At 59.3% G+C, this 18,499-nt stretch carries 15 protein-coding genes; 10 read left to right on the top strand and 5 right to left on the bottom strand.

The window, feature by feature from the left end; translation table 11 throughout:
- Positions 1-13: 13 nt before the first annotated feature.
- The 3 genes from ACL2XG_RS07265 (at position 14) to ACL2XG_RS07255 (ending at position 3,672) form a co-directional block, all read left to right on the top strand.
- Positions 14-784 (top strand): DeoR/GlpR family DNA-binding transcription regulator, encoded by a 771-nt coding sequence (locus tag ACL2XG_RS07265; protein ID WP_410015659.1) that lies wholly within the window; start codon positions 14-16, stop codon positions 782-784.
- A 129-nt stretch (positions 785-913) separates the two neighbouring features.
- Positions 914-2,269, top strand: coding sequence for a gluconate:H+ symporter (locus ACL2XG_RS07260; RefSeq protein WP_413722485.1), 1,356 nt, complete (start codon positions 914-916; stop codon positions 2,267-2,269).
- A 32-nt stretch (positions 2,270-2,301) separates the two neighbouring features.
- Complete coding sequence (locus ACL2XG_RS07255) at positions 2,302-3,672, top strand: hypothetical protein (protein WP_413722486.1); 1,371 nt, start codon at positions 2,302-2,304, stop codon at positions 3,670-3,672.
- 79 nt (positions 3,673-3,751) lie between these two features.
- Here ACL2XG_RS07255 and ACL2XG_RS07250 read toward each other — a convergent pair whose 3' ends face one another.
- A complete protein-coding gene (locus tag ACL2XG_RS07250; protein ID WP_413722487.1) occupies positions 3,752-4,318 on the bottom strand; it encodes a flavin reductase family protein in 567 nt (188 codons plus the stop codon).
- A gap of 161 nt (positions 4,319-4,479) precedes the next feature.
- Between ACL2XG_RS07250 and ACL2XG_RS07245 the strand changes: the two genes are divergently transcribed.
- The 5 genes from ACL2XG_RS07245 to ACL2XG_RS07225 all read left to right on the top strand — a co-directional run bounded on the left by ACL2XG_RS07245 (position 4,480) and on the right by ACL2XG_RS07225 (position 11,018).
- Positions 4,480-4,911 carry an Rrf2 family transcriptional regulator gene (locus tag ACL2XG_RS07245; RefSeq protein ID WP_410015655.1) on the top strand — a complete coding sequence of 144 codons (432 nt, stop codon included), beginning with the start codon at positions 4,480-4,482 and terminating at the stop codon, positions 4,909-4,911.
- A 195-nt stretch (positions 4,912-5,106) separates the two neighbouring features.
- Entirely contained in the window at positions 5,107-6,759 is a 1,653-nt protein-coding gene (gene hcp / locus ACL2XG_RS07240; RefSeq protein ID WP_413722488.1) for a hydroxylamine reductase, read from the top strand.
- A 23-nt stretch (positions 6,760-6,782) separates the two neighbouring features.
- A complete protein-coding gene (gene hcr / locus ACL2XG_RS07235; protein ID WP_413722489.1) occupies positions 6,783-7,772 on the top strand; it encodes an NADH oxidoreductase in 990 nt (329 codons plus the stop codon).
- Between the two features lie 1,696 nt (positions 7,773-9,468).
- The gene (locus tag ACL2XG_RS07230; RefSeq protein ID WP_410015652.1) at positions 9,469-10,335 is read left to right on the top strand and encodes a carbohydrate kinase family protein; all 867 of its coding nucleotides are present in this window, start codon (positions 9,469-9,471) and stop codon (positions 10,333-10,335) included.
- 146 nt (positions 10,336-10,481) lie between these two features.
- Positions 10,482-11,018 carry a macro domain-containing protein gene (locus ACL2XG_RS07225; protein WP_413722490.1) on the top strand — a complete coding sequence of 179 codons (537 nt, stop codon included), beginning with the start codon at positions 10,482-10,484 and terminating at the stop codon, positions 11,016-11,018.
- Between the two features lie 117 nt (positions 11,019-11,135).
- Here the strand turns inward: ACL2XG_RS07225 and yiaK are convergent, their stop codons facing one another.
- A complete protein-coding gene (yiaK, locus tag ACL2XG_RS07220; RefSeq protein WP_413722491.1) occupies positions 11,136-12,152 on the bottom strand; it encodes a 3-dehydro-L-gulonate 2-dehydrogenase in 1,017 nt (338 codons plus the stop codon).
- A 310-nt stretch (positions 12,153-12,462) separates the two neighbouring features.
- The gene (locus ACL2XG_RS07215) at positions 12,463-13,563 is read right to left on the bottom strand and encodes an NAD(P)/FAD-dependent oxidoreductase (protein WP_413722492.1); all 1,101 of its coding nucleotides are present in this window, start codon (positions 13,561-13,563) and stop codon (positions 12,463-12,465) included.
- 337 nt (positions 13,564-13,900) lie between these two features.
- On the opposite strand from ACL2XG_RS07215, the gene rpiB reads away from it, so the two are divergent.
- Together rpiB and ACL2XG_RS07205 are read left to right on the top strand one after the other, a co-directional pair.
- Positions 13,901-14,374: a ribose 5-phosphate isomerase B gene (gene rpiB / locus ACL2XG_RS07210; RefSeq protein WP_410015648.1), complete on the top strand. Its 474-nt coding sequence runs from the start codon at positions 13,901-13,903 to the stop codon at positions 14,372-14,374.
- 83 nt (positions 14,375-14,457) lie between these two features.
- The gene (locus ACL2XG_RS07205) at positions 14,458-16,254 is read left to right on the top strand and encodes a thiamine pyrophosphate-requiring protein (protein ID WP_413723421.1); all 1,797 of its coding nucleotides are present in this window, start codon (positions 14,458-14,460) and stop codon (positions 16,252-16,254) included.
- Between the two features lie 60 nt (positions 16,255-16,314).
- Here the strand turns inward: ACL2XG_RS07205 and ACL2XG_RS07200 are convergent, their stop codons facing one another.
- Positions 16,315-16,806 carry a DUF1456 family protein gene (locus ACL2XG_RS07200; RefSeq protein ID WP_410015647.1) on the bottom strand — a complete coding sequence of 164 codons (492 nt, stop codon included), beginning with the start codon at positions 16,804-16,806 and terminating at the stop codon, positions 16,315-16,317.
- A 186-nt stretch (positions 16,807-16,992) separates the two neighbouring features.
- Positions 16,993-18,456, bottom strand: a complete 1,464-nt coding sequence (locus ACL2XG_RS07195) for an AMP nucleosidase (protein ID WP_410015646.1) — start codon at positions 18,454-18,456, stop codon at positions 16,993-16,995.
- Between the last annotated feature and the right edge of the window lie 43 nt (positions 18,457-18,499).

The raw sequence follows: 18,499 nt of genomic DNA, 5'->3' as shown, positions 1-18,499 counted from the left end.
GCGGGGCGTCGCGATGTTGCCCGATGAACGCCGTAATTTTATCTACAGCCACCTGCATCAATATGCCAGGGTGACCATCGGCGATCTGGCCAAATTGCTGGATGTGTCCCATATGACCATTCGCCGCGACGTGCAGTTTATGGAGAACGAGGGCAAGGTGACGGTGATAAGCGGCGGGGTTAAACTCAACGAGGCGCTGAAACAGGAACTGCCCTATGTGGAAAAAGCGTTATTGCATCACCGCAGCAAACGCCATATTGGCGCGGTGGCGGAAATACTGGTTGAGTCGGGGCAGGTTATATATCTGGACGCGGGTACCACCACCTTTGAAATTGCCCGCTGTATCGCGGCGAAATTAAAAAAGATAACCATTATTACTAATGATTTCACAATTAGTGATTTTTTAATGAAAATGCCGCACGTCAATTTATTTCATACCGGCGGCCAGGTGGATATGCGCAATCGATCCTGCGTCGGCAATAGCGCCGCGCAGTTTATTCGCGGCCTGAATATCGATATTGCGTTTATCAGCACCAGTTCCTGGGATATTGAACACGGCCTGTCCACGCCCGACGAAGGCAAAGCCCAGGTCAAGCAGGCGGTGCTGGCCTCCGCCAGGCGCAATATCCTGGTGACCGACAGCAGTAAATACGGCAAATATGGCATGTTCCATATATGCCCACTGGCGCAGCTGACCGATATTATTTATGACGATCAGCTGCCCGATGACATTGAAAACCGATTACGGCAGCTGCCGATCCGGTTACATAAAGCCATTAGTTAGGAGCATGCCGGAAAGCCTATGGGAAAAAGTCATATACCGTTAAGCCAATAATTTATAACACACCGCGCCAATCATTCTTGGGCGATTAAAAAATAATAATGATCTGTACTCTATCTGTCCGGAGGGGATATGCAATTCGATATTTCGCAATTTTTTGCTTTAATCAGCGCCATTGCCTTGTTAATTGTCCTTATTACCTATTTTAAATTTCATCCTTTTTTAGCCCTGATAATCACCGCCGGATTTTTAGGACTGGCGGCGGGCCTTAGCCCGACGGCCACGATCAAAAGCTTCGAAAAAGGCTTCGGCGGCGTATTGGGATCCACCGGGCTGGTGGTCGGGCTCGGCACCATGCTGGGCGGATTATTGCTGGAATCGGGCGGGGCGGACAAAATCGCCAATACCTTTATCCGCCTGGGGCCGGTGCGCGCCATACCGGCCACTATCTGCGTCGCGGCGTTAATCATCGGCCTGCCTCATCTGTTCGACGTCAGTTTCGTGATGCTGGTGCCGCTGGTGTACGCCATTGCCCGTCGCACCCATAGCCAGCTGCTGCGCATCGGCATTCCCATGGCCGCCGGTTTGTACGTGGCGCACGGTCTGTTGTTGCCGCACCCGGCGCCGACGCTGGCCATGACCACCTATCATGCCGATGCGGGCATGGCGATGTTTTTCGGCCTGATTATCGCGGTGCCCATGGCGGCCTTGTCCGGCCCGGTATTCACCCATTTCGCCATGAAATACTTTCCGGAGCTGGGGCGCCAGAGCTTCGGCGCCGGGGACGCGCAGGAAGAACAGCAGGCCGGCAAAACCACCCGCAGCCCGTCGTTCTGGCTGGCGATGCTGACCATTCTGCTGCCGCCGCTGTTAATGATGACGCGCTCGCTGTGCATCGGCTTTATCAGCAAGGAGAATCCGCTGTATGAAGCGGTTAACGCCATCGGCGACCCGATTGTTTCGCTGTTGATCGCAGTGCTGTTCGCCCTCTACGCCCTGGGGATACGCAGCGGTTTCACCATGGCGCAGTTGCAGAAGATGCTCGGCAAGTGCCTCGGCCCCTGCGCGGTGATTATCCTTATCCTGGGCGCCGGCGGCGGCCTGAAAGAGATGCTGCTGGCCACCCATGTCAGCACCCTGATCGCCGATTGGGCGGTACACTGGAATATTTCGCCGCTGATCCTGGCCTGGCTGGTGGCGGCGCTCATCCGCATCGCCATCGGCTCCGCGACGGTTGCGGTGGTCACCACCGCCGGGATTATCGCGCCGCTGGCCGCCAACAGCGGCGTCAACCTGGAACTGCTGGTCTTGGCCACCAGCACCGGCGGCCTGATGCTGTCGCACGTTAACGACTCTGGTTTCTGGCTGTTCAAAGAATATTTTCATCTCACCGTGGGCGAGACGCTGAAAAGCTGGACGTTGCTGGTTTCCTTCCAATCGGCGCTGGGACTGGCGTTTGTCCTGCTGCTTAACCTGATTGTCGGCTAACGCCGCCCTACATTTAATCCGAGGTAAGCGTAATGAACTACGAACTGTTATTTGACGAACTGAAAGGGCGCCGTATCCGGCTGGCCATTACCGGCGCCTGCGGCGGTTTCGGCCGCTCGCTGCTGGTCCAGTGCCGCAATATTCCGGCCATCGATATCGTGGCGCTGTGCGATATCAATACCCAGGGCACGCGGGATCTGCTCGGCGATCTGCGCTACCGCCATGATAAAAACCGGCTGTGCGGCACGCCGGCTGAAGCCGCGGCGGCCCAGGCCGCCGGGGAAACCGCCATTATCAGCGACTTCGCTCTGCTGGACGCCCTGGATCTGGATATGGTGGTCGAATCCACCGGTAAACCGGATATCAGCGTCAGCATCGCCGTCAGCGCGTTAAAACGCGGCGTCCACGTGGGTATGGTCAGTAAGGAAACCGATTCGGTCGCCGGCCCCTGGCTTAATCAACTGGCGCTTAAACACCACGCGGTCTATACCACGGTGGACGGCGATCAGCCCAGCAACCTGATTGGCCTGGTCACCTGGGCCAGGGTGCTGGGGCTTGAAATTATCGCCGCCGGCAAGTCCAGCGAATATGACTATATCTACCATCCGGCCACCGGCAGGCTGGATTATACCAGCACCCAGGTGGACGCCGCCGCGCTGGCCGATCTGTGGCAGCTGGATGAACAGGATATCAAAGGCACGCTGCGCCGGCGGGCCGAGGCCTTGGCGATGCTGCCGCAAAGCGCCACCCCCGACTATTGCGAAATGAACGTGGTGGCCAATTCCATCGGGTTCGTGCCCGCTACGCCGGCGCTGAATTATCCCCTTTGCCATATCGGCGAGCTGGCCGATATCTTTATCCCCGAGGAAGACGGCGGTATTTTGACCCGGACCGGCGTGGTGGATGTATTCAACTGTCTGCGGCGTGATGACGAGGTCAGCTTTGGCGGCGGGGTGTTTATCATCGTGCGCTGCCAGGACCCGGAGACCTGGCGCATGCTGGCGGATAAAGGTCATGTGGTCAGCAAGAATCTGAAGTACGCCTGTATTTACCTGCCGTACCATATTATGGGGCTGGAGTCGCCGCACAGCCTGTTTTCGGCCGTTCTGCACCGCCGGGCGTCCGGCGGCGTTAACCAGCAGGTCCATGCGGTAATGGCGGGCTTCGCCGAGCGTCCGCTGAAAAAAGGCGAAACCCTGAGCATGGGCGGCCACCATCACTCCATTGAGCATGTCAGCGCCCGCCTGCTGGCCAGGGCGGATGCCAAAGGCGTCGCGCCGTTCTACCTGCTGGCCAATAAAACCCTGACGGCGGATGTGGCCCAGGGGGAGCTTATCCCGCTGTCCGCGCTGCCGGCGGATGATTCGCTGCTATACCAGGCCTGGCAGCAGACCGGCCTGTGATTCCACGGCCGGCTGACAAGAACGCACGCCCGGGAAACCGGGCTTTTTTGGTTATGGCGTACACCCGCCCCGGCGGCCGTCAGGGGTATAACATATCCGGACGGAACAGCCCGCGCCGGCTGATAACCTTGCCGGCCACCATAAACACGCCGTCGCCGGTATAGTGCAAGGTTTCCGGGTGCTTTGGCGTCGCCGCGGCGTGCGCCTTGACTATCTCGAAAATAAAAAAATGATACCGGTCCACCATGGCGTCGTCATGCAGGCGGCATTCAAAATGCGCGTGGCATTCGCGGATAAGCGGCGCCTTCACCCGGCGCGCGGGCGCCGCCGTCAGGCCGAAATGGCTGAATTTATCAATATCCGCCCCGCTGGTATTGCCGATGCCCACGACGGTATCGGTCAGGGCGGTGGTGGGCAGGTTGATCACGCACTCGCCGCTTTGGCGGATCAGGTCAAAGCTATGATTGCCGCCGGAAATCATACAGCCGACCAGCGAGGGGGAGAATTCCAGCACCACGTGCCAGCCCAGGGTCATGATATTGGTTTTGCCCTGCCAGGCGGAGGTAATCAGGACAATGGGCCCTGGTTCCAGATAATATCGCGCCCGGCTGACCGGGAAATCGCTTTTACGGGGAAATGCGGTCATGTCAGCTCCTGTAGCAGTTTTGTTTGCGCCTGCTCTAAGGGTAACAGCTGATGGGCGGGAGGAAGAGATACTGTACCGCCGCTCACGGGACAGGGCATAAAAGGAGGCGATCCGGCGTGCCGATGTGATACCCTTTTATCCATTACATCGCAGGTACCGTTATGAAACTCACGCGTTATACCGATTATGCCGTCAGGGTGATTATTTATCTTGGCGCCCATCAGGGCCAATTGTCGTCCATTGCCGAAATTTCGCGCCAATACGCGATTTCGCATAATAACCTGATGAAAGTGGTGCAGGATCTGGCCCGGCTGGGTTATATCGACACCCTGCGCGGGCGCAACGGCGGCATCCGGCTGGGCCGCGCGCCGCAGGATATCAATATCGGCGCGCTGATCCGCCACACGGAGAAAGGCGACGCCCTTATCGACTGCGCCAACTGCGTTGTCGCGCCGGCTTGCGGCCTGCCGGGGGTGCTGGCCCGGGCCACCAATGCCTTTTACGCCGTGCTGGACGGCTATACCCTGGCGGACTTATTAAGCCGGCGGGGGCAAATCGAAGAACTGTTCACCCTGATCGATATCGAAGGCTAAACACGCTGCCATAATCTTATTTACCGTTAAAACAAGCGGTTGCTTCATCCCTGCGCCGTATCGTCTTTTTCCCGCGCCGCCAAATATTGCGTTATATCAAACAAGTGGTGGATAGCGGCAAAAGCCCTGTCATTCCCGTCCCTCCGCGTTTAACCTTAAACATGCATTTAAAATGAATAATATAAGGAAGCGATCATGTTTTGTGTGCAATGTGAACAAACCATCCGTACCCCGGCCGGCAACGGCTGCTCCTATAGCCAGGGTATGTGCGGCAAAACGGCGGAAACCTCGGATCTGCAGGATCTGCTGGTGGCCGCGCTGCAGGGCCTGTCCGCCTGGGCGGTCGCCGCGCGCGGGCTGGGGATTATCGTCCATCGCATAGACAGTTTTGCGCCGCGCGCCTTTTTTTCCACGCTGACCAATGTCAATTTCGACTCGCCGCGCATCGTGGCCTATATCCAGCAAACCCTGGCTCTGCGTGATGAGCTGAAAGCCCGCTGCCTGCGGGTTGAACCGACGGTTAACCCCGGGCATCCGCTGGCGGAACTGCAATGCCCCTCGCTGACGCTTGCCGATTTGCAGGCGCAGGCGCAGCGTTTCGCCCTGAATACGGATAAGGACGCGGTAGGCGAGGATATTCACGGCCTGCGTTTGCTGTGCCTCTACGGGCTGAAAGGCGCGGCGGCCTATATGGAACACGCCCATGTGCTGGGCCAGTACGATGAGGATATTTACCGCCAGTATCATGACATCATGGCGTGGCTGGGTACCCGGCCGGCCGATATGGGCGAGCTGCTGGCGCAGTCGATGCAGATCGGCAAAATGAACTTTGCCGTAATGGCCATTCTCGATCGCGGCGAGACCCAGGCCTACGGCAACCCCGTACCCACCAGCGTTAACGTGCGCCCTGTGGCGGGTAAAGCCATCCTGATTTCAGGCCATGACCTGAAGGATTTGCGCCTGCTGCTGGAGCAAACCGCGGGGCAGGGCATCAATATTTACACCCACGGGGAAATGCTGCCCGCCCACGGCTATCCGGAATTGAAAAAGTTCGCCCACCTGGCCGGCAATTACGGCAGCGGGTGGCAAAACCAGCAAACGGAATTCGCCCGTTTCCCGGGGCCGGTGGTGATGACGTCCAATTGTATTATCGATCCGAGCGTCGGCCACTATAACGACCGCATCTGGACGCGCAGCATTGTCGGCTGGCCGGGCGTTAAACATCTGGACGGCGAGGATTTCGCCCCGGTGATCGCCCAGGCCCAACAGATGGCCGGTTTTCCCTATGATGAAATCGAACACCTGATTACCGTCGGCTTTGGCCGCCAGACGCTGCTGGATGCGGCCGATACCGTTATCGACCTGGTGGCGCGCAAAAAACTGCGCCATGTGTTCCTGGTCGGCGGATGCGACGGCAGCCGCGATGAGCGCAGCTACTATACCGATTTTGCGCGCGACGTTCCCGATGACTGCCTGATCATGACGCTGGCCTGCGGCAAGTACCGCTTCAATAAGCTGGATTTCGGCACCCTTGAGGGCCTGCCGCGCCTGCTGGACGTCGGCCAGTGCAACGACGCCTACGCCGCCATTATGCTGGCGGTAAAACTGGCGGAAAAACTGGGCTGCGGAGTGAACGATCTGCCGCTGAGCCTGGTGCTGTCCTGGTTCGAGCAAAAGGCGATCGTTATCCTGCTGACCCTGCTTTCGCTGGGCGTCAAAAATATCTATACCGGACCGACGGCGCCCGGTTTCCTGACGGAAAACCTGATGGCGGTGCTTAACGAGCAGTTCGGCATGCGCTCGATTACCACCGCGACCCAGGATCTGCACACTATCCTGGCCGCCTGAGCCGGACATAAGGAGAGGCTTTCATGACGACGCCGTCATCGCTGTGCCCGTACCGCATGCAGGTACATCATATCATCCAGGAAACGCCCGATGTCTGGACGCTGGCGCTGATAAACCACGATTTTTATCCCTACCAGCCGGGACAGTACGCCCTGGTCGCCATCAACGACAGCGAGGAAGTGCGCGCCTACACGCTGTCCTCCGCGCCCGGCGCCAGCCGGTTTATCACCCTGACCGTGCGCAGGCTGGCGGACGGCGCGGGTTCAGGCTGGCTGACGCAGGACGTCAAGCCCGGCGATAACCTGTGGCTGTCGGCGGCGCAGGGCGATTTCAGCTGCCTGCGCCATGTCGATAACCGCTACCTGTTCCTGGCGGCGGGCTGTGGCGTCACCCCAATCCTGTCCATGTGCCGCTGGCTGGCGGCCAATCGCCCGCAAGCGGATGTGCGGGTTATCTACTGCGTCCGTTCGCCGCGGGATATCATCGCCGCGTCCACCTGGACGGCGTTAGGGAAATGGCTGCGGCTGACGGTGTTCGCCGAGCAGGGCGCCGCCGGAGATATCCTGCCCGGCCGGCTGGCGCGCGACGCGCTGCGCGAACTGGCGCCGGATATCGCCGCGCGTACGGTAATGGCCTGCGGCCCCGCGCCCTGGATGGCGCAGCAGGAGGCGGTCGCGCTGGCGCTGGGCGCAGGCCGCTTCCTGCAGGAGCGTTTTCATACGTCGCCTGCCGACGCCGGCGCGGGCGGTGGAGCCCGGCTGAAGATCACTCATCCCCGCCCCCTGCAAACGGTGGACGCGCCGGTGGGCGTGTCGCTGCTGGCGGCGCTGGAGTCCAACGGCATTAGGGTAAACGCCGCCTGCCGCGCCGGGGTGTGCGGCTGCTGCAAAACCCATATCGCGCAGGGGGACTACCGTACCACCAGCACCATGACGCTCAGCGAACAGGACATCGCCGCCGGCTATGTCCTGGCGTGCAGCTGCTATCCGCGGGGCGATATCGTTATTGCCTGAGTAACCGTCTTGCCGGGCCACGGTTTTGTCCGGTCATGGCCCCATTATTTTTGTTTTAGGGCTGCGGCGCGGGCAGCGTGCCATGGGCAAATGGCCAGGCATTGACTCCTGCATTTACATGTAAAGCGGCTGACTTGGCGGGGGGCGCCGGCGGCTTGCGTGGGGCTTATATTGTCGTGGGGAAGGTTTCGCTTGCCGTGCGTGAGGGTGCCATGCGTTAGGGTGCGCCAGGGCATATGTCGCCTTGGGGAAGATTTCGCTTGCGGTTTGCGGGGAGGCTTATGTTGCCTCGGGGAAGGTTTCGCTTGCGGCTTGCGGGGCGGCTTATGTTGCCTCGGGGGAAGGTTTCGCTTGCCGTGCGTGAGGTGTTCATAGGTATTGCCGGGCGCCGGCAAGCGACAATGAGGCCGTACCGCGACGGCCTCCTTGACCTCCGCGCGTCCGGCAGATCGTGCGCCGCTGCGCGGTTCCCGGCATCACCCATCCCGGCTTTTGGACCGCACGGGACGCGCTCCCGGCGCGGCCCTTAGCTTTCGCCGCTTCCGGCGGCTCATCCAGCCGCGATGGGCGCCGCCGGCGCACTCTATGCCGGCACCACGTCAACACCATCGCCTGTGAGCAAAACAGCGGTGTAAGGTACTTAGCGGTATGCACTCACCGGGAAAAACAGCGCTATAAATTTGGCCAATTTGGTATAAGTCTCGCAGCCTGCTAGCTATAGCTCACTGCCGCACGTTTATGCCTCACGCCTGTCTACAGGGTGGTATGACTATAATTGCCGGCAGCATGAAATACCGACTTCCTGACTTCCTAACTCAATGACTTAATGACTGCTGGCTGTGCGAATGCCGTCTGCATTGCATTACCATATGAATGCTGACGGCATGTAAAATGGTATGTATGACTTGCCTGTTGCTGTGCCTTTTGCATCCCGCGAAGATTAGCCGTTTCTTTGTCTACTATACCTTCGTCACTTTCGTCCTCCACTTAGCCCACAGCGGCGCCGATGCCCTATGCATCACATCGCTGACCGCGACCTATGTCCCGGCATAAAGCGCGCTGACGGCGCCTGTGCCCCCAGCATGAGCCGCCGGGAGCGGCGAAAGGCCCGGTTGCGCCGGGAGCGCTAACCGGGCCGGTGCATAACGGGGGAACTGGCGGCGGAAGGCATCGCGCAGCGACGCGCGACCTGCCGGGCGCGCGGAGGTCAAGGAGGCCGTCGCGGTACGGCCTCTTTGTCGCTTGCCGGCGCCCGGCAATACATATGAACACCTCACGCACGGCAAGCGAAACCTTCACCGTGGCAACATAAACCCTATCCCAAGCCAAAGCACGGCAAGCGAAACCTTCACCGTGGCAACATAAACCCTACCACAAGCCAAAGCCCTCAAGCGAAACCTTCCCCAAGGCGACATAAACCCTGCCCCAAGCCAAAGCACCGCAAACGACACCCCCGCCGCGGCAATGTCGCCCGCCCCCGGAACCACCATTCCCCTTTACGGCATGGCATCGCGCCATGATGGTTAAAAATACCGGCCCGGATGGGCAGGGGCGCGCCGGCGATCGTAAACGGTTTTGTTGCCATCATGTTGCGGAAAGTTATCAGTTTGCGAGGCACATCGCCTAACCGACCGGCTTCAGCGGCTATGCTTAGGTGAAAATCCGCTATGGATTGAAAACCGCAACGGAACAGAACATGAAAATAATCGCCCTGGGAGAATTGCTGTGGGATTGTTTTCCCGGCGGCCGCGAAATCGGCGGCGCCGCGGGAAACTTTGTCTATCACGCCACACAGGCAGGCGCCGACGCCCGGCTGATTTCCGCCGTGGGGCGGGACAAGGCGGGCGATGCGCTGGTGAGCGAACTGGCGGCGCGCGGCGTTCCCGGCCATATACAGCGCAGCGCCCGTTATCCCACCGGCACGGTGGAGGTGACGCTGGACAGGCGCGGCGTGCCGCACTACGACATTATCGGCCCGGTGGCCTGGGACGATATCCAATCGGACGTCACGCTCTTCAACCATCTGCGCACCGCGGATGTATTGTATTTCGGCAGCCTGGTGCAGCGCTACGGCCCCAACCAGCGGCTGCTGCGCCAGTTGCTGGGGCTGCTGTCGCCACAGGCGAAAATCCTGGTGGACATCAACCTGCGCGCCGGCCATTACCAGCCGCCCACCCTCGGTTTTTGCCTGCGTCACGCCCACCTGCTAAAGCTTAATGACGAGGAACTGCCGGTCATTGCCGCCCTGTTCGGCCTGCCGCGCGACCCCGAGGGGTTCTATCAGCATTTGCGGCGCCATGAACAGCTCGAGATGCTGATATATACCCGCGGCGATAAGGGCAGCCTGCTGCTGCGCGGCGATGACAGCCACCGTCATCCCGGCCTGAAAGTCACGCCGGTGGACACGGTCGGCGCCGGCGATGCCTTTACCGCCGTTGCCGCCGTCATGGCGCTGCGAGGCGCGCCGCTGGCGGACATTAACCAGGCGGCCAACACAGTGGCGGCATATGTCTGCACCAGACCGGGCGCCATGCCGACGATGCCCGCCCATTCCGGCGGGTAGGGCGCGCGCCGCAGTGTTATGGCGGTTATGCGCATGAAAAGCCGGGATCCCGTCGGAATGAGTTAAAATAGCAGCGTAGTTAAGGACGTGCAGGCTATTGGCTTGGGCGAAATAAGCCGCCGGCGCTATTGTAAGGATTCCAAACCATGATAAATAAAATTCACCTGTTGCAAGGCGATATCACCACAATCCCCGCGGACGCCATTGTTAACGCCGCCAATTCTTCCCTGCTCGGCGGTGGCGGCGTGGATGGCGCCATACACCGCGCCGGCGGGCCCGCGATCCTGGACGAATGTCGTGACATCAGAAACCGGCAGGGCGGTTGTAAGACCGGCTGCGCCGTGATTACCGGCGCGGGTAATTTGCCGGCAACGTATGTGATCCACGCGGTTGGCCCGCACTGGAGCGATGGTAAACACCAGGAAGCGGAATTATTGAAACATACCTACCTGAGCTGTTTTGCACTTATCGAACAATACCCGATCAAAACCGTTTCATTCCCCAATATCAGCACCGGCGTCTATCACTTCCCCAAGCGGTTAGCCGCTGAGATTTCGTTAGAGGCTACCGCCGCCTGGTTAGATACTTATCCGGTGATCGAAGCTATTCATCTCGTGTGTTTTGACCCGGAAAATTTCACCCTCTACAGTGATTTACTAAAAAATAAATATACTGATAATTAATCATTTTATAAGCGGCTGGTTGTCCTTGGCGCTGCTCATGTCCAGCCTCTCGTCGACCGCGGACGGTAGCGCAACGCCGGATTTTTTAAGGCGTAATATGACCCGTCATCATGACGGTTACCGTTGCGCCAGTTGCTGCACCTCAGCCCATACGCTGTCATCCGCGGGGATGCCGTTGGCGGTGAAATACGCCCGGTTTTTCATCGACGTTTCCCCTGGAAAGAACACCTCACGCTGATTTTCCGCCGGTTCCGACGTCTTGACGTACTGGGCGACGCTTGCAGCCATATTTTCGCTGAATTCCCTGCCGCCGAAATGGGTGGGATCAAATACCATAAAGACCTGGCTCGCGCCGGTGCAACTCCCTTGCTGAATGTTATCGATCTCATTGGTTGGCGCGCCCGCCGTCAGGAAAGCCGCCATCGTGTCCAGCAGCACCGCCATACCGGAGCCTTTCCAGTAACCGGTGGGCAGAATACGCATTGACTCTTCCACCGGCCCCGGTTCATCGGTGAGATTGCCGTCTTTATCAAATCCCCCCGGAAAAGGCAGTTTTTCCCCTTTCAGGCGCGTCACCTGCAGCTTGCCATAGGAATACTGCGACATCGCCATATCAAGGACCAGGGCGCCTTCTTTCATCGGCACCGCCATGACGAAGGGATTGTTGCCGAGACGTGGTTTCTTCGCCCCCCACGCGGGCATGCAGGATTCGGTATTGGTCCAGCACATTGCCGCATACCCATTCTCAGCGGCTTTCCAGCCATAGGTGCCGCCGCGCATCCAGTGCGTCGTGTTGCGTAGGCCCACAATGCCGGCGCCATGCTCGGCGGCCAGCGCCATCGCTCGTTCAACTGCAAACAGGGCGTTGGTGATGCCGATACCGCGCTGTCCGTCGTAAATTTCGATACTGCCGAGGGATTTGACTTTTTCAGGCGCGGCGTGGATATCAACCCACCCCTTGTTGACATAATCGATAAAACGCGCGACGCGGTTAAGGCCATGCGAAAAAATACCGTCACAGCTGGCTTGCGTATGAACCTGAGCGCAGGTATCCGCCTGTACTTCATTTAAACCGGCATTCAGGAACGCCTGTTTAACGGTGTGTTTCATTTCGTCAAATGTCACCAGTGGCATAGCATCTCCTGTTAACAACGAATCGGTTTCCAAGGCATGCCTGAGGGCTGCCCGTAAAGCTCAAATTACGTGCGCCGGTACTACCATACAAGTATGTGAAAGTAAAAATCAGCATGGCATCACAAAATTAATCGTCTATTGCATGGATTGCAGACGTGACCCTACCGGGGATTGATAGCCTTATTTCTTATAACGTCTGTAGCGAAAACAACAGGACGGCCCATCAGGCAGCAAGCGCCGGCGCTGTCGATAGGCGACAAACATGGCGGCCTGCTTTATCATTTCAGCTCAGCGTGAGGGCCAGCAAGGGCTATGGGGACTGGAATCTGCCGGGCCGGAACGGCGCCAGCATGGGGTGCAATTCACCGGTGGCGATTTCCCGGCCGAGCAGTTCGCCGATAATCAATGCCAGCGTGGCGCCTGAATGGGTAAAGGCGACATAGCACCCCGGGGCTTGCTCAAGCTCGCCGAGTACCGGGAAACCATCGGCGGGAACAGGTTTCCAGCCGGCTTTATAACCGGCAAGCTTAAGCGGTGAACCGGTATTCAGCACGTGATCACCCTCGGCTAACAGCTGTTGCAGGACATCGTCCGGCACGGTGCAAACCCCATGCTCATCTTCTTTGATATCATCGGTACACCAGCCGTGTTCCACCGCCAGCGTATTGCCGGGATTGGGCCGCATGGCCACCCTGGGGGTATTCAGCACCACGGCGGGGCGACTGTCCGCAGGCTGGGTAATGGCAAGCATCGATAACACCGACCCATCCGGCAGAGAGATGCCCATACCGGCCAACACCTGGACGGTGGAGGGGCCGCAGGCCAGCAAGACTTTGTCGCACGCATAGTCGCCTTTGCGCGCTGAGGTGACGCCGTTTGCCACCCCCCGCGCATCGATCAGCGGCACGGTTTTGCCCGCATCTTCGATAATGGCGCCACCACGTTCGCTAAATTCCGCCGCCATATGGGCAATCAGATCGGGCAGGCTGACCCAGCCTTCCCCGGCATTATAAATGCCATGGGTTTTGACCGCGCCGGGGACGATGGCGGCATCGAGCCGGTTAAGATCATCAGCCTGAATAAGCACGGAATCATAGCCGCGCCGTTGCTCAATCGCATGCCATGCCAGCACTTCATCTTCATCAGACCAGAATATCCCGCCATCGAATTTTAGCCAGTCTACCGCGGGATTGCTGCGGTACAGGGTGCGGTAGCGATCGATTCCCGCCATCCTGAGCCGGTAATAATGGTCAGGCCAGGGGCCCGCGGCGTTTAACCAGGAAAGTGAACGGCCCGAAGCGCCGGAAGCCAGCTTTTTTTCCGTCAATAAGCTGACCTGCATCCCGGCGCGCGCCAGGTGCAGCGCGCATGACATCCCGATCACTCCGCCACCGATAACGGCTATTTTCATTCTTACCTCCCTCCGGATGAGCCACTATGCATTCCCCTTAACCATAGCCGTAAAAAACCGCGCGCCGGTAATAACCTAAACTTATCCCGGAGGCAACGCTGGGCAAAATGACGGGTTAAATTCACGGAATAGTTTATTTTGAAAAGAATGATAACGGTATCTCCAAGGGAGGTTTTTAAAATGGCTGATTTATATGAATATAATAATTATCTTACTTATTTGACTGTTCTCACAAAATAAAAATATCACATAAATTAAAATTTTTGTAAAGTTTTCCGGCTGTGCCTTCCTCCAGCGCAGCGCGGCTGCGAACACCGTTTTAACCCAGAGGCGAAAAATGAAAATAGCGATTGGCTGTGATCACGTCGGGCTGATTCTCAAGCCGGATATCATTGAATTCCTGCAATCGGCATCGATTGAAGTGATTGATAAAGGAACGCATTCCTCCGATCGCACCGATTACCCCTTATATGCCGAACGGGTCGCCGGCGCCGTGCTGTCAAACGAGGCGGACCTGGGCATCCTGATCTGCGGCACGGGCATCGGCATTTCCATCGCGGCGAATAAAATCGACGGCATCCGCGCGGTGGCATGCAGCGAACCGTATTCCGCCAAACTGTCGCGTGAACATAACAATACCAATATCCTGGCTTTCGGCTCGCGTGTCGTTGGCAGCGAGCTGGCGAAGATGATCGTCGGGCAATGGCTGGCGGCGGAATTTGAGGGCGGGCGCCATCAACGGCGGATTGATTTGATTAAGAGCCTGGAGCGGGGCGCATCGCTGGATAAAAATGACCGCCACGACGGTTAGGAAAAACAGCGGCGCTTAATCACTCACGGCAGGGTCGTCTATCCTTAACAGTTCAGCGGCACATTCTGAACGCGAGGATTATGATGACCCAGTTAACCAGCGATTTTTTTGTCGAACGCCTGCAGGCATGGGGCGTGACGCGCATATATGGCTACCCTGGCGACGGTATCAACGGTGTGCTCGGCGCATTGCAGCGCGCCGGGAAAAACGGCCGGGGCATCGAATTTATCCAGGTGCGCCATGAGGAGATGGCCGCCTTTATGGCCTGCGCCCATGCCAAGTTTACCGGAGAGCTTGGCGTCTGCCTGTCCACCGGCGGCCCAGGCGCCACCCATCTGCTTACCGGGCTGTACGACGCCAAAATGGATCATATGCCGGTGCTGGCCATTTCCGGCCAGGCGGAAGCCACCGCCCGGGGTGCAAATTATCAGCAGGAGCTGAACCTCGATCGTGTTTTTGCCGATGTGGGCAATTTTGTGCAGGAAGCCGCTACCTCCGCTCAGCTGCGCCACCTGGTCGATCGCGGCGTGCGCATCGCCGTGGCCCAGAACGGTGTTACGGTGCTGATTTTACCGAAAGACGTACAGGACGAACCCTGGCAGGAGCCGCGGCAGGCGCACGGTTTTACCCGTTCCGGCCCCGGCTACCAGCGCCCGCGCGTCGTGCCTTATCCGGCTGATTTACAGCGCGCGGCCGACGTGCTGAACGCGGGCAAAAAAGTGGCGATCCTGATTGGCGCCGGCGCGCGCGCCGCCGCCGTGGAGGTGGTACAGGCCGCTAATCTTCTGGGCGCCGGGGTGGCGAAAGCCCTGCTCGGCAAGGACGTGCTGCCGGACGATGCGCCCTTCGTCACCGGCGCGATTGGGCTGCTTGGCACCAAACCGTCATGGGATATGATGCAGCAGTGCGATACGCTGCTGATGATAGGCACCGGTTTCCCCTGGGCGGAGTTCCTGCCCGGTGACGGCCAGGCGCGCGCGGTGCAAATTGATATCGACCCGTCCATGCTTGGGCTGCGTTATCCCGTGGAGGTAAACCTGCACGGCGATGCGGTGGAAACGTTGCACGCCCTGCTGCCGCTATTGACGCACAAAGCGGATCGCGGCTGGCAGGAAGATATTGCCCGTAATATCAAACAATGGTGGCAGACCCTGGAAGAACGCGCCATGGCCAAGGCTAACCCCGTCAATCCCCAGCGCGTGGTGTGGGAAATGTCGCCTTTATTACCCGATAACGCCATCGTCACCTCCGACTCGGGCTCCTGCGCCAACTGGTATGCCCGCGATTATCGGGTCAAGCAGGGACAGCGCTCCTCGCTGTCCGGGGGCCTTGCCTGCATGGGCGCCGCGGTGCCTTATGCCATCGCGGCGAAATTCGCCCATCCGGCGCGACCGGTGGTGGCCCTGATCGGGGATGGCGCGATGCAGATGAACAATATGGCCGAGCTGATTACCATCCAGAAATATTGGCAGGGCTGGCAGGATCCCCGGCTGGTGATTTGCGTCTTCAATAATGAGGATTTAAACCAGGTGACCTGGGAACAACGGGTGATGGAGGGCAATCCACGCTATCCGGCCACGCAGTCGGTGCCCAACGTCGGTTATGCGCAGTTCGCCGAGTCGCTGGGACTGAAAGGCCTGTATGTCGACGATCCCGACGCCCTGGCGCCGGCCTGGGCGGCGGCACTGGCCGCCGACCGGCCGGTGGTGCTGGAAGTGAAAACCGACCCCGAGGTGGCGCCGCTGCCGCCGCATATCACCTGGCAGCAGGCCAAGGCCTTTATGTCCTCGCTGGCAAAGGGCGATCGCGGCGCGGGGCAGGTGATTGCCGATACGGCGCATCAAATCTTCGACGGCATCCTGCCGGGTAAAAAAGCCTAGCGCCGGTGGCGTGGCGCTGCGGCAACGCCGCCGTCAAGGGTCCGGCAGGCAGCGTTGCCGCTAGGTGCCGGCGCCCGGCGCGGCCGCTCCGCTTTTACGCAGCCGGGCGGCCAGTCCTTTTAGGAAATAGCGCAGGAACTGGTCGCCGCACAAACGGAAATTTTTATGATCCGGCGCGCGCAGCATGGCGGTCAGCTCCGGTTGGGAAACCTTAAAATCCTGTGACTGCAGGATATCCCGGATATCGTCGGTCTTCAGCGCAAAGGCGACGCGCAGCTTTTTCAGGATAATATTATTATTGATTTTCCGTTCAATTTTCGGCGCCGGCCGGCTGTCGTCCTTGCCGCGTTTATGGATAATCAGGCCATGGAGAAAATACCCCATCACCACATCCGGACAGGGCAGGTAGCCCGGTTCGTCTTCTTTTTTCACAAACGCCGCGATTTCCTGCGGCGTAATCACTGTGTCCGCCAGGGCCAGAATGGCCAATAAGTGGTCATTATGCAGGTTCAGCATATAGCGCACGCTGCGCAGCACATCGTTGTTCATCATTACCGGATTTTTCCCGCGCTCCAAGGTGTATGGCCGGCAGTATAAAGGTATCCGCCGGCGAACGCGAAATTGTTGCGTCCGGCATGCCGGACGCCGGGAAAGCGCCCACCGCGACGTGTGTGACAATGTCACTTAAGCGGCGGGCGAGGTGGGGCGCCGGGCGGGGTGATTGTTACACCGTCACTACTAGCGAAACGGCGGTTCGTTAAAGGTGCGCAGCTTGCGTGAGTGCAGGCGATCGCCCTCGGCGCGCAGCTGTTCGATGGCGCAAATGCCGATTTGCAGATGCTCGGATATGGCGCCCTCATAGAAGCGGTTCGCCTGCCCCGGCAGCTTGATTTCGCCGTGCAGGGGTTTGTCGGACACGCACAGTAAGGTGCCGTAGGGCACCCGGAAGCGATAGCCCTGGGCGGCGATGGTGGCGCTTTCCATATCCACCGCGACCGCCCGGCTGAGATTAAAGCGCAGCGCCGAGGCGGAATAGCGCAGTTCCCAGTTGCGGTCATCGGTAGTCACCACCGTGCCGGTGCGCAAACGCTGCTTCACTTCTTCGCCCGGCATGCCGCTGACCATCTTGGTGGCGTCGTAGAGCGCGCGCTGCACTTCGGCGATGCTGGGGATGGGAATATCGGGGGGCAGCACCGCGTCCAGCACATGATCGTCGCGCAGGTACGCGTGGGCCAAGACGTAATCGCCGATGGTCTGGCTTTCGCGCAGGCCGCCGCAGTGGCCGATCATCAGCCAGGCATGCGGGCGTAGCACCGCCAGGTGATCGCAGATGGTTTTGGCGTTGGACGGGCCGACGCCGATATTGACAAGCGTAATCCCCCGGCCCTGGCGCGAGATCAGATGATACGCCGGCATTTGATGGTTTTTCCAGGCCAGGTCCGATACCGCCTGCTCGGGGTTGGCCGTATCGGCGGTGACAAAGGTGCCGCCGGCGCAGGACAGCGCCTCGTAGGGGCTGTCCGGATCGGCAATCTGGCTGCAGCCCCAGCGCACGAACTCATCGACATAACGCGTGTAATTGGTAAACAGCACAAAGGGCTGGAAATGCTCCACCGGCGTGCCGGTATAGTGCCGCAGGCGCGCCAGGGAAAAATCGGTGCGCAGCGCGTCGAAGTGGGACAGCGGATAGACATTGCCGGAGGTGAACAGCCCATCGGCGGTTTCATCGCCGATTTGCGCCAGCTCGGTGGTGGGGAAATGCTGCGCTATTCCGGCGCTCATCGAGCGGTCCAGGGCCAGGTCCGATCCGTCGATAACATACGGAAAGGGAATTTCCAGCCGCGACGGCACCACATCGATGGTGGCGGCATATTCCCCCGCCAGCAGCGCCAGTTGCTCCGCCAGATAGCGACGAAACAGCGCGGGACGGGTAATGGTGGTGCTGTAGCAGCCGGGATGGGTAAAGCGGCCGAAGGCCCGGGCCTTAGGATTGCCGGGCGTCACGCCGTCCCAGGTGACGCGCAGTTCGGGATAGCTGAACGCCCCCCCGGCGCGCGCCTGGGCGTCGGGCAATCGGCCCTGGGCGATATAGGCCTTGATGGCCTCGCGCAGCGCCGTCACCGCGCCGTCATACAGTTCATCGAGTTTATCAAGCGCCTGGGAGGCAGTGAGGTTTTTTCCTGCATCGTTATTGTTCACCATGACTCCTTTAGTTTCCAAATGCCCGCTCGGGAGCAATATTGTC

Origin of the sequence: Sodalis sp. RH24 (assembly GCF_047324145.1) — a bacterium.
Classification (GTDB): domain Bacteria; phylum Pseudomonadota; class Gammaproteobacteria; order Enterobacterales; family Enterobacteriaceae; genus Acerihabitans.
Note: the sequence above shows the minus strand (reverse complement) of the source record. Positions and strands in the feature narration are given on the sequence as shown.